At 67.6% G+C, this 14,953-nt stretch carries 13 protein-coding genes; 10 read left to right on the top strand and 3 right to left on the bottom strand.

The genetic code is table 11. From position 1 onward, the window contains the following. Nucleotides 1-2: 2 nt before the first annotated feature. Complete coding sequence (locus ACWCPQ_RS09605) at nt 3-890, bottom strand: hypothetical protein (protein WP_449896623.1); 888 nt, start codon at nt 888-890, stop codon at nt 3-5. Between the two features lie 327 nt (nt 891-1,217). Between ACWCPQ_RS09605 and ACWCPQ_RS09600 the strand changes: the two genes are divergently transcribed. The 6 genes from ACWCPQ_RS09600 to ACWCPQ_RS09575 all read left to right on the top strand — a co-directional run bounded on the left by ACWCPQ_RS09600 (nt 1,218) and on the right by ACWCPQ_RS09575 (nt 8,328). Further along, the gene (locus ACWCPQ_RS09600) at nt 1,218-1,601 is read left to right on the top strand and encodes a VOC family protein (RefSeq protein ID WP_449896622.1); all 384 of its coding nucleotides are present in this window, start codon (nt 1,218-1,220) and stop codon (nt 1,599-1,601) included. Between the two features lie 213 nt (nt 1,602-1,814). Beyond that, nucleotides 1,815-2,951, top strand: coding sequence for a hypothetical protein (locus tag ACWCPQ_RS09595; RefSeq protein WP_449896620.1), 1,137 nt, complete (start codon nt 1,815-1,817; stop codon nt 2,949-2,951). A 312-nt stretch (nt 2,952-3,263) separates the two neighbouring features. Then, nucleotides 3,264-4,760 (top strand): NAD(P)/FAD-dependent oxidoreductase, encoded by a 1,497-nt coding sequence (locus ACWCPQ_RS09590; protein ID WP_449896618.1) that lies wholly within the window; start codon nt 3,264-3,266, stop codon nt 4,758-4,760. 47 nt (nt 4,761-4,807) lie between these two features. Next, nucleotides 4,808-5,401, top strand: a complete 594-nt coding sequence (locus ACWCPQ_RS09585; protein WP_449896616.1) for a hypothetical protein — start codon at nt 4,808-4,810, stop codon at nt 5,399-5,401. 368 nt (nt 5,402-5,769) lie between these two features. Further along, the gene (locus ACWCPQ_RS09580; protein ID WP_449896615.1) at nt 5,770-7,062 is read left to right on the top strand and encodes a cytochrome P450; all 1,293 of its coding nucleotides are present in this window, start codon (nt 5,770-5,772) and stop codon (nt 7,060-7,062) included. 9 nt (nt 7,063-7,071) lie between these two features. Next, entirely contained in the window at nt 7,072-8,328 is a 1,257-nt protein-coding gene (locus ACWCPQ_RS09575) for a cation:proton antiporter (RefSeq protein ID WP_449896613.1), read from the top strand. A 28-nt stretch (nt 8,329-8,356) separates the two neighbouring features. Here ACWCPQ_RS09575 and ACWCPQ_RS09570 read toward each other — a convergent pair whose 3' ends face one another. Next, on the bottom strand, nt 8,357-9,526 hold the full coding sequence (locus tag ACWCPQ_RS09570; protein ID WP_449896611.1) for an acyl-CoA dehydrogenase: 1,170 nt from the start codon (nt 9,524-9,526) through the stop codon (nt 8,357-8,359). Nucleotides 9,527-9,654: 128 nt separating this feature from the next. Between ACWCPQ_RS09570 and ACWCPQ_RS09565 the strand changes: the two genes are divergently transcribed. Genes ACWCPQ_RS09565 through ACWCPQ_RS09550 form a run of 4 tightly spaced genes read left to right on the top strand, consistent with a single transcriptional unit; the run spans nt 9,655 to nt 14,318 of the window. Continuing rightward, nucleotides 9,655-10,437: a hypothetical protein gene (locus ACWCPQ_RS09565; RefSeq protein ID WP_449896609.1), complete on the top strand. Its 783-nt coding sequence runs from the start codon at nt 9,655-9,657 to the stop codon at nt 10,435-10,437. A gap of 1 nt (nt 10,438) precedes the next feature. Beyond that, entirely contained in the window at nt 10,439-11,536 is a 1,098-nt protein-coding gene (locus ACWCPQ_RS09560) for a hypothetical protein (RefSeq protein WP_449896607.1), read from the top strand. Further along, entirely contained in the window at nt 11,533-13,011 is a 1,479-nt protein-coding gene (locus ACWCPQ_RS09555) for a hypothetical protein (protein WP_449896605.1), read from the top strand. The genes ACWCPQ_RS09560 and ACWCPQ_RS09555 overlap by 4 nt, the downstream gene beginning before the upstream one ends. Next, on the top strand, nt 13,008-14,318 hold the full coding sequence (locus tag ACWCPQ_RS09550) for an AAA domain-containing protein (protein ID WP_449896603.1): 1,311 nt from the start codon (nt 13,008-13,010) through the stop codon (nt 14,316-14,318). Before ACWCPQ_RS09555 ends, ACWCPQ_RS09550 begins: the two co-directional genes overlap by 4 nt. A 116-nt stretch (nt 14,319-14,434) precedes the next feature. Here ACWCPQ_RS09550 and ACWCPQ_RS09545 read toward each other — a convergent pair whose 3' ends face one another. Continuing rightward, nucleotides 14,435-14,917, bottom strand: coding sequence for a hypothetical protein (locus ACWCPQ_RS09545; RefSeq protein WP_449896602.1), 483 nt, complete (start codon nt 14,915-14,917; stop codon nt 14,435-14,437). Between the last annotated feature and the right edge of the window lie 36 nt (nt 14,918-14,953).

Genomic DNA, 14,953 nt, shown 5'->3' with positions numbered 1-14,953 from the left:
CGTCACCGGAAGTAGGACGCGTAGTCGGCGAACGGAACCCGGCCGGTGGGGCTCGCTTCGACGGCGTCGACGACCGGCGCGGGGATGGGAGCCCAATAGGCGGGCATCAGGGCCGCCAGGGACGGGTTCAATATGTAGATCAGGGCGAAGTTCACGATCCACAGCGGCGGCGCCATCGACATGCCGACCACGGTGCTCACCCCGTCCTTGCTGTTGGTCACCAGTTGCGCCGGGCCCGAAATATGTTGTGCCGCGAATCCGTAGGCGGCCTGCACCGTATAGGCGGACCGGTAGAGCGCGGCCAGGGTGCGCAATGCGTCGTTGTTCCGCAACCAGGTGCCGATATATCCGCCGGGCGCGAGCAAGGTGTTCACCTGCCGGGTAGGCGCATCCGCGTTGGCCGGGCTCTCCAGCAGTCCGCCCGGGTTCACATACAGTCCGTAACTCGCCGGCACCGACGGCGTGCGCTGCCCGTTCACCTGGGAGTAGACGGGGCGGCCGACCGTATCGGTGAGTATCTCGACGCATGCGTCGATCACGTCGGCCGCCGCACGGCTCCCGCCGACACCACCACCGGTGCTGAGATCGTGATGCTGGTGCTCGGTCAGCGCGTCGGCTCTGCCGAGACCCACCTGAGCGGCGATCGCGTCGGCCGCCGCCTCGCCGAGCGGCTGGTTGAGCTGATCCGGGCCGGTCAGCCGCGGCGGCGCCACATGCTCATAGGCGGGTGCACCGGCGAAAGGTATCGCGAACCCGGTGTCCCCGGTCCGGTCCGCGGTTCGCCGACAGCCGTCCGGGTAACCGCCGAGGTGAGCAGGAGCGCGCCGATCAGGGCCGGTATCGCGAGGGTCCACCACGGGGCGGAAGAACCACACCGACGCCGCGGGCACGCCGATCGTGTGCTGTGCATATGTCTACCTCTCGGAGCATCGTCGGATGAGGTAACACCAGCTTCCGAGCCAGTCGAAGCCGTGACCGTCGCTGTGTCGAGGCCCGCGGCGATTCGCCACGGACGGTGCGTTCCCATCACCCGGCAGTAGTCACCACCGGCGGACCGTTTGTGGCGCCGGATTCCGGCGTCACGGACCCCGGCGGTGTCGGAATCCGGCGTTCACCGGCAAATATCGGGACCGGGTCCGGCGGGCCGGTGCACGATCGGACGGGTAGAAAGCCCGTCGCCGGGTGGCCGCGGCCGCCCGCTGTGCTCAGGAGGACCCGTGCTGACCGCACTCCCGATCCGATATGTCGCCGATGTCGAAGCGTCCCGCCGTTTCTACGCCGGACTCGGCCTGCGATCCGGTGCCGAGACCGGATTGTCGGTCTGGACCCAACTCGACGCCGATGCCGGCGCGGTGGGCGTCCACGATGCCGCGGTCTCGAAGGGCCGTCCACCGGGCACGGTCGAACTGGGTTTCGCCACCGACGAACCGCTGGAAACGGTCGCCGCCCGCCTTCGTGCCGCCGGGTACACCCCGGAACTCGTCGAGGAGGACTTCGGACGCAGTCTGCGGCTGATCGACCCCGACGGTGTCACGATCCAGATCCAGGAACTGGACACCGAGGTCATGCGCAGCTCGGAGGCCGCTCTCCGGGGTCGGTGAACCCGGCGTGCACATCCGGTCGGCCGGCGATCCGCTGGTCCCGGATGCGCGAGAGCGGGTCCTCCGACGATGTGGGGCAGCTATCATCGGATGGCGGCCGAACCGCCATGCGGCACAGTTCCATCGGCGACGATCGGCCGGATGCGTGTCGGCCGCTTCGGGCGATCGGCGCTGAGCCGGCCGTCTTCCAGCCGGGCGATAGAAGAGTGACGCATGACCAGATACGCGCATTTCGTAGGTAGCCTCCCCCGTGAGTTGATGACAGGAGGCGATCGTGGCGTCCTGGACTGGTTCGCGGCCCATACCGGCGGTCATCCCGTCACCGCGATCCCCTGTGACCTGGACCCCGATTGGATCCTGGCCTATCTGCAGGATCTCGGAACCCGCACCGACGCGCTGGAGGTGCTGCGGCCGGGCGGATTCGACGGATACGCCGATTTCCCGACCTACGGTGTCCGGGCCGGTCGAACTCTCGAACCGCGCGATATCTCGATGAACCGGATCGAACGGATCGACCGAGTGGTAGCGGCCTTCGAATCGTTTCTACGCGACCGGCCCGAACTGGCCGGAACCAAGCTCCAGCTCAGCCAGCCCCATCCACTGGATCTGGCCATGTTCGTACACGCCGGTGGTGCGGTGGCCGGTGGGCTACCGATCGGACTGGCGTTGCGCCGGTCGAATCTGGCACTCGCCGCGCTGCGGCAACTCCCCGTCTATACCGAGGCCGTGCTACAGGAGATGCGCGAAGTCCGCCGCCGGCACGGCGATCTGATCGCATGGCAGGTGGAAACGCCGATCTCGCTCCTGGGCACGGTGAAAGCGCAACAACTGGGTGCCCTCTGGGCGCTGGCGCCGGTTGTCGCCGGACAACTGGCCGGATTCCTGGCGAAGGTACACGAGATCGATCACGAGCACGGCATCGATTCGGGGACGATACTGCACCTGTGTTACGGCGACTACCAGCACGAAAGCTTGCTCAGCCCGCGGAATCTGGCACCCGCCGTCGCCCTGCTCAACCATACCGGCCGCCGTCTCGCACAACACGGAGTGCCCGTTCCCCCGGTACATATCCCGTGTGCCTACGGCTCCCATCCCGCGCCGGTCGAGCCGGAGTTCTACGCGCCGCTGCGCAAACTCGGACCCGCGTGGCGGGTGATCGCCGGCGTCGTCTCCACCGACGACCCCGACCGGAGCGCCCGAGCGCTGTCTCTCTTCGAAAAGGCCCGCGAAACTCCCGCCTACGGGGTGGCCGCCGCGTGCGGCTTCGGCCGTAATACGGCCGAGGAGGCAGAACAGGGTGCCGCGACCATTGTGTCGCTCGTCGGGGCAGCGCAGAGCAGCTCCGGCTGATCGACCGGGATACCCGGCGGCGGCGAGATTCTCCGGATTCGGATGCTCTGCACCCGGCCGCGGTTCGGTGCGGCCGGGTGATCCGATGCGGCCGGAAGGGTACAACAAGTGCGACAGTTGTTGTCGCTCTTGACTGTATGTGCATCTCGATCGTGCAGATGCACGCGCAATTGTGCGTTCGTTGATACACTTTTTCAGGCGCCACTCTGTTCGAAACCACCAGCGGCATCGCGACTCCGGGCCATGGACCCCCGTCGGTCCGGCCGCCGGTGGCGGACCTCATGGTTCGTTCAGTTGATCCAGGAGTCAGTTATGGCGCACGATCCGCATGTTCTCGTCATCGGCGGAGGCCCGGCCGGGTCGACCACAGCAGCCCTGCTCGCGCGAGCAGGTATCCGGGTAACCCTTCTGGAACGAGATACCTTCCCCCGCTATCACATCGGTGAGTCACTACTGGCCTCGGTATTGTCGACGCTTCGCCTGTCCGGTGCCTACGACAAGGTCGCGGCGCACGGATTCCAGGTGAAACGGGGCGGCTACTTCCAGTGGCAGGACGACACCTGGCTACTGAACTGGGCGGCGCTGGTGGATGCCGAGGCATGGTCGTGGCAGGTCGACCGTGCCGAATTCGACGAGATCCTGCTCCGCAACGCCGCCGACCAGGGTGCCGAGGTGATCGAAGGCGCTACCGTGCGACGCGTCGTCTTCGATGACGACGATCGCCCCACCGCGGTCGAATGGGCGGCCGCCGGCGAAGACCTCGTCCGTACCACCGAGTTCGACTTCCTGGTCGACGCCTCGGGCCGGGCCGGGCTGCTGGCCAAACACTTCAAGATGCGGCGGGTGCACAACGGGTTCCGCAATATCGGGATCTGGTCGTACTGGACGGGCGCCCGGCTGCACCCGGACAGTCCGGAAGGAGCGATCAATGTCGTATCCACCCCGGAGGGCGGCTGGTTCTGGAACATTCCGCTCGCCGGCGGGAAGAACAGCGTCGGCTATGTGATCTCCACGAAGATCGCCGCCGAGCGGATCCGCGAATACGGTTCCCGGGAAGCGTATTACCACGCGATCATCGCCGACACACCAGCGATGCAGAAGCTCGTCGACGGCGCGGAACAAATTGCCGAGGTACGGGCCGAGCAGGATTATTCCTATGTATCGGACCGGCTCTGCGGGCCCGGGTACGCGCTGGTCGGCGATTCGGCGTTGTTCCTCGATCCGCTGTTGTCCACTGGTGTGCACCTGGCCACCTACGGCGGACTCACCGCGGCCGCCTCCATCGCGACCTTTCTGCGTGGTGAGATGAGCGAAGCCGATGCTCTGGCATTCCACGAATACACCTATCGACGGGCCTATGAACGGTTCCTGACGTTGGTATCCCGGATGTACAAGGACTACATCGGCTCCGAGGAGTACTTCGCGCACGCGAGCACCCTCACCGAGGAACACAGCGGTGATACCGACGAGCAATCCTTCACCCGGATCATGGCGGGCCTGACCGATGTGGAAGAGACTTCCGGCGCCCAGGCCCGAACGGCGACCAGCACCATCGTCGATGAAGCCGACGGTTTCCGCGACGAGGACTACGCCGAGGGCACGAATATCAAATATATGGGCCATCTCGATATGTCCCCGGTGTGGAACATCTGGCGCGATCCACTCGGCGCCGACACCACGATGGGCGATATCCGTATCACCACCACGCCGGTGCTCGGTCTCACCACCGGTGCACGCACCGACGCCGAAAAGGATGCCGTCGCCCGTCCGGTCCTGCCACCCCGCGCCGGCGGGGACGCGGCCGACTGACCGAGAGTTCGGAGCGTTCGCATGAGTACCGGTCGGCGGGGGCGGCAGTGACCGCTGGGCCCCCGCTTCCCGGGGCGCCGGCGGCATACCCGTCCGGCGGCCCGGGGTTCCGAGATCCGCTGACCCGGATATTGCTCGCCAACGACGGCTACACCACTCCCGTCCTGGAGGCGCTCGTCGACGCCGACCTGGGTATCCGGGTCGTGTCTCAGCACGATCTGGATGCCGCCGGACTGCCGGACACAGTGCTCGACGCGCTCTGTCTCTCGGCGCGGGACCGCGTGCTCGTCCGGAGATCCCGGCTGATGCACGAGGAGCTGACCGTATCGGTCAACTACGTCGTCGCCACGTGCGGACGTGCGGCAGGCTACGGGTTGGACGATTCCGGCAGTCCCATCGGGCGCAGTCTGATGTCACGAGGTATCGCGCAGCGCCGCCGGATCCTCCGGGTCGGCCTGGCCCAGTGGCCCGACGGCCGCCTGTGCGCGGCGCGCGCCTACGTCCTGCTCCTCGACCGGCCGCTCTGCTACATCCGCGAAATGTTCAACCCGGCAATAGTTTCGGCCGAACACGACTCCGGTATCGGCGAAAACCCGTACTGGAACGACGAACCCGGATCCTGGCGGGCGGCGTTGGACTGATTCGACCCGCTCCCAGCATTCACCCAGCGATTGCGACCTCGCCTGCGCGGACTATAGTTCTGCACCGAACTGACGGAAGGCACGCATGAAACAGGCTGTCGCTGCGACAATCCCGCGGACCGGATCGATCACCACCGGCGGCACCCGCGGCGAATTGCTCGGAGCAGCGATATCCGTCCGCCGATCGACCGGTGCATGAGCGAGACGGGCACGAGTCGACCGCACCGGGAGTCGCCGTGGCCGTCGGACCCGTCGGTCCGCCCTGTAGTCGGTGGGATCGTGGGCGAACAGCCGGAGCGCATGAGTCCGCACGACAGGTTCGCGCCGAAACCGATCTCGTTCGAGTCCCCGTAACTGGAGTCATACCCTTGTCCACACCACGCCGTATCCCCGTATCGCAGTCGTCGATCGTCACGGGGGCCTATTCCGCGGGTCCCGGCCCGGTCGCCGAACCGCCGAATCCGCGATACCCGATGTATACCCAGGAGTTCGCCACCGACCCGCACCGGGCATACCGCGAGATGCGGGAGCGGTTCGGGGCACTGGTTCCGGTGGATCTGGCCCCCGGAGTCCCCGCCACCCTGGTGATCAATCACAAGATCGCCGTACGGATCCTCAACGACCCCGACCATTTCCCGGCCGACCCCCGATACTGGCAGGAAACCGTTCCGCAGGATTCGCCGGTGCTGCCGATGATGAAGTGGTTCCCGGCAGCTCGCTACAACGTCGGTGAGGCCCACACCCGCTATCGGCAGGCATCCGCGGACAGTATCGACGGTGTGGACCTCAACGGGTTGCCGTACACGATCGAGCGTATCGCCACGCCGCTGATCAACGAGTTCTGCGAAAACGGCACGGCCGATCTGATGAACCAATACGCCTTCCCGCTCGCGCTGGAGATCATCAATCACATCTGCGGCTGCCCCGACGATATCGGCAGACGGATCGCGGCGGGTATGGCCGCGCGATTCGATACGGTCCGGGCCGAGGAGGGCATGGGGATACTCAAATCCGCTCTGCTGGAACTGATCCAGCTGAAACGCGATCGCCCCGGCGACGATGCCACCTCCCGTCTCGCCGAACACACCACCGGGCTCGACGATGTCGAGGTCTTCGCCCAGCTGATGAGTTTCTACGGCGCCGGGTTCGAGGCGCAGCGCAACCTCATCACCAACGCACTGCTGCTGATGATCACCGAACCGCAGTACGGGCCCGGGGACCGCTTCGGCGGAAACCTCTCGACCGACGATGCCATCGACAACGTCCTCTTCAACGATCCGCCGATGGCCAATTTCTGCACGACATATCCGCGCCAGCCCATACCGGTCGCCGATACCTGGCTGCCCGCCCACCAGCCGGTCGTCATCAGCCTCTCGGCCTGCAACAACGACCCCGAGATCCGCAGCGACCTCGACACCCCCGGTGGCAGTTTCGTCGGCAACCGATCCCATCTGGCCTGGAGCGTGGGGCCGCACGCCTGCCCGGCCCAGTCACTGGCCCGCACCGCGGTACGCAGTGCGATCGATATCGTTCTCACCGCCATCCCGGACCTCCGCCTGGATAGCCGGCGGGCGCTGGTGTGGCGGCCGGGCCCGTTCCACCGGGCTCTCGCCGGGTTGCCCGTCGCTTTCGAGCCCGCGCCCCCGCTGCCCGAGATGTAGGCCGGCCGAATGCCCAGCCACACCATGGTTTTCCTGCTGACCGATCTCGTCCTCATCATTGTCGCCGCGCGCCTGCTCGGCGCGTTGGCCCGGCGGCTCGGCCAGCCGGCCGTTATCGGCGAGATCGCGGCCGGGATTCTGGCCGGGCCGACTGTCCTCGGTGCCGGACTCTCGGAGGCCGTCTTCCCGGTAGAGGTCGGGCCGCAGCTCAGCGCGCTGGCCGATATCGGCGTCGTGATCTTCATGTTCCTGGCCGGACTGGAGATCGACCGCGAAAGGTTCGGTGGGCAGGGCCGGTCGATTCTGGCGGTGGCGATATCCGCGTTCGTCACGCCACTGGTGCTCGGGAGCGCCATCGCGTTCTGGCCGCTCGCTCGGCACCACGACGGCAACGAACTCACGTTCCCGCTCTTCGTCGGTTGTGCGCTGGCGGTCACCGCCTTCCCGGTATTGGCGCGCATTCTGCAGGACCGTGGACTGTTCACCACACACCTCGGCCAGCTCGGCCTGGCCGGTGCGGCAGTGGTGGATGTCTTCGCGTGGTGTGCGCTTGCGGTGGTGTTCGCTTCCGCCCGGCCGGAGTCCGACGATCATCGGAGGCTGCTGCTGATCGTCCCGCTCGTGGCGGTGCTGTGGTGGATCGTGCGCCCGGCCCTGGCGCGCGCCGTGACCAGCGAACGTGCCGGGACGGTGACCGTCCTGATCGGACTCTGCGGGGCCATGACCACTGCGGCCGCCACCGAATGGATGGGGTTGCACCTGATCTTCGGCGCCTTCCTGTTCGGTGTGATCTTCCCGCGCTCGCAACGGCCCCGGGTCGAATCGGGCGCACAGCTGGTGAGCAGCCTGTTCCTCCCGGCCTTCTTCGTGGTCGCGGGGCTGCGGGTCGATCTGAGCGGCCTGGACCGGGCCGCACTCGTCGAGGCAGCGGTGATCCTGGTCGCCGCAGTCGTCGGCAAAATGGGTGCAACCTATATCGCTGCCCGGCTGTGCCGGCTGGACCGGCGCACCGCGGGTGCGCTGGCGGCACTGATGAACACGCGCGGCCTGACCGAACTCGTCATCCTCAATGTCGGGCTGACGCTGCACGTCATCGACACCCAGCTGTATTCCGTCTTGGTGCTGATGGCACTGATCACCACCGCGATGACGGGTCCGCTGCTGACCTGGTTCGGCGTCCGGCGACCGCCACCGCCGGAGATCGACGGGGAAAGACCCGGAGCACCGCCGAACGGTGAGCGTTCGACTCCGGTGGCACCGGCCTGAGAATCCCGTGGGAGAGGCGGTGCCGCGCTCAGAGCATGGCCGCGCGCGGGACCTGGAGACCGATCGCGGTGGCACCCGCGAGTTCGCGAGCGGTGTCGTAGTCGAAGACCACATGCCCGCTCAGCACATCGACATCACGTTTGAGCCGCTGCATCGGATGTCCGGTGAAATGGACGCTCGCGCCGGATGCCTGCAGCAGGTCGCCGATGACCGCCCGGGATTGGGCGACGATATGCGCCGCGGCCAGGCGGGCTTCGGCCCGCACCGGCACCGGCACGGGTGTTCCGGCGTCCAGTAGGCCCTCGATCTCGGCGACCGTATCGTCGAGCAGGCCGTGTAGCGCGCGCAACCGGACCCGGGCCTGCCCGAGGTGGGCCTGCGCCATCGGCTTGTCCCGTTGCCGGGTGCCGCCCTCGTAGAGGATGCGGCCGGCCAGCCGCTCGGCGTAGACAGCGGTGGCCCGCTCGGCGGCACCCAGGGCCGGCATCGACGCGGCCAGCGAGAGCGCGGGCACCAGCGGCCACCGGTAGGTGGTGGAATCGTGCAGCCGGGCCCCGGGGGTGTTGCCGCTGTAGATATCGAGCACCCGGACCAGCCGATGGTCGGGGACGAGCAGATTCTCGATCACCACGTCGTTGGAGCCGGTGGCGCGCATCCCCTCGGTATGCCAGACGTCCTCGACCACGACGCCTTCGGCCGGGAGCAGCGCGAGCGCCAGGTAGAGGTCGTCGGTCGGCCCGCAGAGGGCGCCCACCATGATCCAGTTGCCGTGCATCACGCCGGTCGCCCACGACCACCGGCCCGAGAGCCGTACTCCGCCGTCGGCGGGGACACCCCGCCCGGTCGGCGCCAGCGGCGCCGGGCACAGGAACGGGCCGCGACCGTACCCCTCTACCTGGGCCGATTCGGGGAACAGCGCGAGCAACCAGTTGTGCAGCGCGTAGAAGCCCAATGTCCATGCGCTGGAGACACATCCGTGCGCCATCCGGCGGATGGGATCGAGTACGGCGGGGAACTTCTCCTCCTGCCCGCCGAACCGTTTCGGCACCAGCGCGCCGAGAAATCCCGAAGCCACCGCGTCGGCGACCGTAGCGTCGGGCAGCCTGCGCATTTCCTCGGCCGGCCCGGCCCGCTCGGCCAGTGCGTCGACAAATTCCTGATCTATTCCCAATGCGCAATTCGACCCCGCCGCAGTCATATTCGTCACGCTAACATACCCAAAAGTATGGCGTGGAGCTCTCCGCGAACCCGTTCCGGCGCTCGACATACACCGGCAAATACTGGCATTCACTGGACTTCCCTGGAATTGCCACCTACATTCACCCCATGCCCACCGCCGAGGCGCTGGAACAGCGCATAGCCGAGTTGCGCGCACAGGTGCGCCGTGCCGCCGGATCCGGAGACCGGACCGCGGCACGCCGGCTGCGCGCCGAACTACGCGCCGCCGAAACGGAATGGGACGCCGCGGTTCTCGGCGCACCACCGCGGCCTGCCCCGGTCCGGCAGTCCGCGGCGGCGGTACCGGTTCGTGAGCATGTGCACCGCGCGCTCACCCTGCTCTCCGTACCCGCCGCCCCGAAGCTGGTACTCGCGGTGCACGACGCGTTCTTCTCGGGAGAACTCGTCGCGGCCCGGCTCACCAGCCTGCGCCGCGACGAGGAACGTTCCTTCCGGGCCGCACCGTACGCCCGGCCGTACTATGTCTGCGCCGCCATGACCACCGATCTGCTGGCCCCGGCGCGCGGGCTGCTGGCCGTGAGCACCTGGTCGCTACCGCAGCGTATGGTCGGGCCGTTGAGTCCGCGGGTGGACCTGCTCACCGGGGCGATCCGGTTGGCCCGGTACATGACCGACCACGGGTGCACTCCGGCCGGGCAACGGGTGCTGTGGCAGCTGGCGGTGTCCATTCCCGGGGCGACATCCGGGTCGGTCATCGACCCGGATGTCGTGCTGGCGGCCGCGGAACGCGAACTAGAGGTGCACAGAGAAAACGACATACAGCAGCGGGCCGACGCCGCGGAGCGGGCGGTGCGGCAATTGGCGGATCCCGCAGCGCAATTGTTCGGCGTTCGGCTCGCAGTGGCCGGCCGACGACGGAACGAGGCCTGAGATGACGCTCGCGGAGCACACCCTGACCACCCGGCTCGACGAACTGCGCGGCGACGCGCCCGCCACCCGGCACAATGCCCGGACCATCGCCGCGCTCACCGCCAACCCGGGCTGCGCGCGCCGGGCGCTACTGGACGCCGCGGCCGTGGACAAGACCGTGATCGCCCGGGAACTGGGCTTCCCGCCCAAATTCGGGCAGTCGCCCTTCGCGATCACCCGCGGCAACACCTTCGAGGCCATGGTCAAGGCGCACGGCTGTGCCGAGCTGCTGCGGCTGTTGCGCGAGGAGCTGGAACTGACCATCCCGGAGGTCGGCTACCACGATCTGGAAACAGTCGGCGACAACGCGAGTAATTCGGTGCGCTACCAACGCACCGGGCAATTGCTGGGGCAGGCACTGACCTCCGGTCAGGGGACGTTGTTCGATCATCCGATGCTGCGTCTCGAAATCGCCGGTGCCACCGCCTATCTGGAACCCGATGTGGTGGCGCTGCAGATAGGCGGGCTCTTCCACGTGGTGGAGATCAAATCGTTCGCGGTGGTCGACGGGCAGGCCGATCCCGCCCAGGTGGCCTCGGCAGCCCGGCAGTCCGCAGTGTACGTACTGGCGCTGCGGCAGCTGCTGCGCGACCTCGGACATTCACCGGACCTGGTCGCACACAGCTCGATCCTGGTGTGCGCCAAGGACTTCACCAACCGCCCGACCGCGGCACTGGTGGATCTTCGCAAACAACTGGCGGTGATCGGGCGGCAGTTGTCGCGACTCACCTCGATCGATGCGCTGCTCGATCTCGTACCGCCGGGTGCCTCGTTCACACCCGGCGAAGAACTCGCGAGCACGGTCGCGGCGATACCGTCGCGGTACGCGCCGGAATGTATGTCCAGCTGCGAACTGGCGTTCGCCTGCCGGTCCGAGGCCCGGGGCCAGGGTTCGGTGGACACCCTCGGCCGCGGGGTCTGCGACGACCTCGGCGGTATCGACAACCTGGACACCGTATTGGGCCTGGCCGAGGGCACGCTCGATCCCGGCCCCGAGCACGCCGATATCGCGGAGATGCTGCGCCGGGCGCGGGCCCTGCGCCTGGAGGTCGCCCGATGAGCGTGCTCAGCGCGCTGGCGAAAGTGACCGCGGCCCGCACCGGCCGCGCCGAACCCATCGCCGACCGGCGGCACTACCACCTCTCCGCACGGCCCCTGGTCCTGGTGCCGCTGCGGCTGGCCGGTGAAGCGGCGGCACCGCTGGCCGTCGCCCTCGGATCGGCACCCCATGATGCGACGGTGCTGATCGTGGCACAACCACGCGACCGGGTGCTGCGGCTGCGGTTCATCGAACACCTCGCCGACCGGGTGCTGCCCTATGTCTCGTCGTTCTGCGAGGACGCCGAGGAACTGACGGTCAAATCGACCGGCGAGGCCTATCTGCGCTATCTGGACGCACCGCAGTTGCTCCTACCGAATCCCGGCGGCGCCGAATTCCTGCGGCTGCTGGGCCGCTCGGTCCGGTTCCATCGCACCGAAGGCGACAACGCCGTTCCGGAAACACTGCCGCTGCTGGGACGCTGGCTCACCTGGTTCGGCGATCGGTCCGATTTCCCGGGGTCGAGCGTCTGCCTTGCGATGACATCGGTGCTCACCACGCACTGGGCATCGGGACAGTCCGCCCTCGAGGACGGTAACCTTGCCGCCCTGCTCGGCTGGATCGATCCGCCCGCCGGTATGACCGGTCAAGAGGCGGCCGCCCGCGCCGAGGACCCGCTCCTGTTCCCACCGGCCGGACCGGCCACCGATCCCGGTTTCGACAACGAGGAACTGGCGCCGCTGATCGCCGCGTACGACAGTGCCGAGCACGAATGGGCGAAAGTGATCGCCGCCGAACGACTCGAACAGGCCTTGCGCGGCCAGCTGGAACCGACCTGGCAACTGATGTGGCGGGCGGTGGAACTGCTGCGCGATCTACCGGAGGGCGCGAGCGTGGAGAAGCGGTGGACCGATGATCGCGGCGCGTTCTCCTGGTTCGCGGCCGATATTCCCGAGGGATTTCCGCAGGCCCGTCGTGATTCGGCGGTCTCGGCGACTCGTCGGCTGCTCAAACAGGAACAGGCCCTGGACACCTTCCAGGCGCAGCGCGCCTTCGACGATCCCCGCGTGCTCATCGAATACCGGCTGGTCGGCGAGGCGTTCCAGGGGACGGTCAGTGACTGCGAACCGGAGCGGCGAGCGAAACCGAAATCGCGCGAAGTGCCGCGACCCTACCTTTGGGTGCACACCGCCGACCCGTTCCGGGCACGGATCGGCGAAACCCTGATCCGGATCGACCGGCCCGCGCAGAAGGCCGAGGTCGTCGCGGTCGACGAGGATGTGATCCAGCTGGAACTCATCAGCGGTATGGGCCAGGGCAAGAACCCCGCCGTCGGCAGTGTGCCCGAGGAAGGGGACGCGATCGGCTTCGCCCGCTTCTCCCCCGGCGGTTTCGGCGGTCCGCCCGCCAAACTCCCGCCCCGCGAGGAGACCCCGTGGACCCACGGTGGGCCGCCGCCCGAACCCGCCGCCGAACTCGCGGAGGAGTGGTCGTGAGCACCGCGGACCAGGTGGTCGGCCGGATTCTGGCCGACCTCGACAATGCCGCCCATCGTGCCCTGGTCGTGGATTCCCCGCCAGGCGCCGGTAAATCCACGCTGGTCGTGCGTGCGGCCCGGCAGTTGGCCGCCGCCGACGACGAACAGCGGATGATCGTCGCGCAGACCAACGAACAGGTCGACGACCTCATCGACCGTCTCGCCACCGCCGACCCCGCGCTGCTCATCGGCCGCCTGTCCGCCGGCGACTATCGCCGCAGCGCCCGGATCGACCGCGATAACGTCGAGGTCGCCAACCGTCCCACCGACCTGGAGAAATGCGCGATCGTCATCGGTACGGCCGCTAAATGGGCCACCCTCGACGAAGGCCGTTGGTCCTACGCGATCGTCGACGAGGCATATCAGATGCGCTCGGATATGTTGCTGCGCATCGCCAACCGCTTCGAACGCGGCCTCTTCGTCGGCGACCCCGGCCAGCTGGATCCCTTCGCCACCGTCGACGGTGACCGCTGGGCCGGTCTGTCGTGGAATCCGACCATGAGCGCGGTGGCGGTGATGCTCAACCACAATGCCGGAATTCCGGTACACACCCTGCCGGTGTCGTGGCGGCTGCCGCCCTCGGCGGCCTCGGTGGTCTCCTCGGCGTTCTACCCGTTCGCTCCCTTCGCCGCCGGTACCCGGCCCGAGCAACGTCGGTTCGAGTTCACCACCCGCGGTATTCGCGGCCCGGCCGACGATGTACTCGACGAAGCCGCCGCCCACGGCTGGGCGTATTACGAACTGCCCGCCCGGCATACACTGCGCACCGACGGGGAAGCGGTGGCCGCCATCGCCGATCTGGCCTGCCGACTACTGGAGCGCGGCGGCGTCGCGTATTCCGAACACGGCACCCGCCCGGTCGACGCCACCCGGATCGCGGTCGGCACCGCACACCGCGACCAGGCCCAGGCCGTTCGCGACGCACTCGCCGGAACAATCGCCGAAACGGTCACCGTCGATACCGCCAACCGGCTCCAGGGCCGCGAATACGACGTCACTGTGATCCTGCACCCGCTGTCCGGACGCCGCGACGCGGGCGCGTTCCACCTCGAGGCCGGCCGGTTGTGCGTCCTGGCGTCCCGCCATCGGCACGCCTGTATCGTCGTGGGCCGCGCCGGAATAGGTGAACTCCTCGACGCCCACCCCTCGGCCGAACCGGTCTATCTCGGGGTTCCGGTGAAATTCCCCGACGGCTGGGAGGCCAACCAGGCCGTCCTGGGCAGGCTGGCCGAACACCGTATCGCCGCCCCGGTCCGCCCCCGCTGAGCAAGAGGTGCCGCGGATCGACACTATGATGCCTGCGATCGGCCGGGAGGCCACGGAGGAGATCACCACGGCAGCGACTACTGCCCTACACGGTGAGCCTGCCCCGAATACGGTCGCTAGCCTGCTTCTTCTATGTTGAGGAACCAGATGCTTGAAGGAGCCTCGGTGAAGGGGTCCTTTTCCGATTCCTCCTGTGGTGTGACCGCAGAATCCGGAGTCGCGTACTTGTTCCGTCCCACACCGTGCCTGGGATGTTTGTCCACATAGGCGCCCACTGCCTCGTCGCCCTTGACGAAGACCTGGACCGCGGAATCGGAGCCGCCCGGCAGACCGCTCCAGTATGCGTCAGTACCGAGAGCCGCATTGATTTCGTCGCTGTCAACCGGTGAATAGAACGTATACATCCGGTCCCAGGATTCGAACGGCAGGTCTGTTGCAGCGATCACATCGCCGAGACGCGCAGGGGTGCGTGCGTCGAGGACATGCTGGAAGGCGGCGTTGACCGTCGAATCGTCCTGGACGACTTCCACCCGATGAAACAGAAACCCGCACCCCGAAGCCAAGAACAGGACCACGGATGCCGATGCCACAGCTGTCACCGGGATCCAGCGTCTACGGTTTGAATTTCGCACTCG

This window comes from Nocardia sp. NPDC001965, from assembly GCF_053594175.1.
Note: the sequence above shows the minus strand (reverse complement) of the source record. Positions and strands in the feature narration are given on the sequence as shown.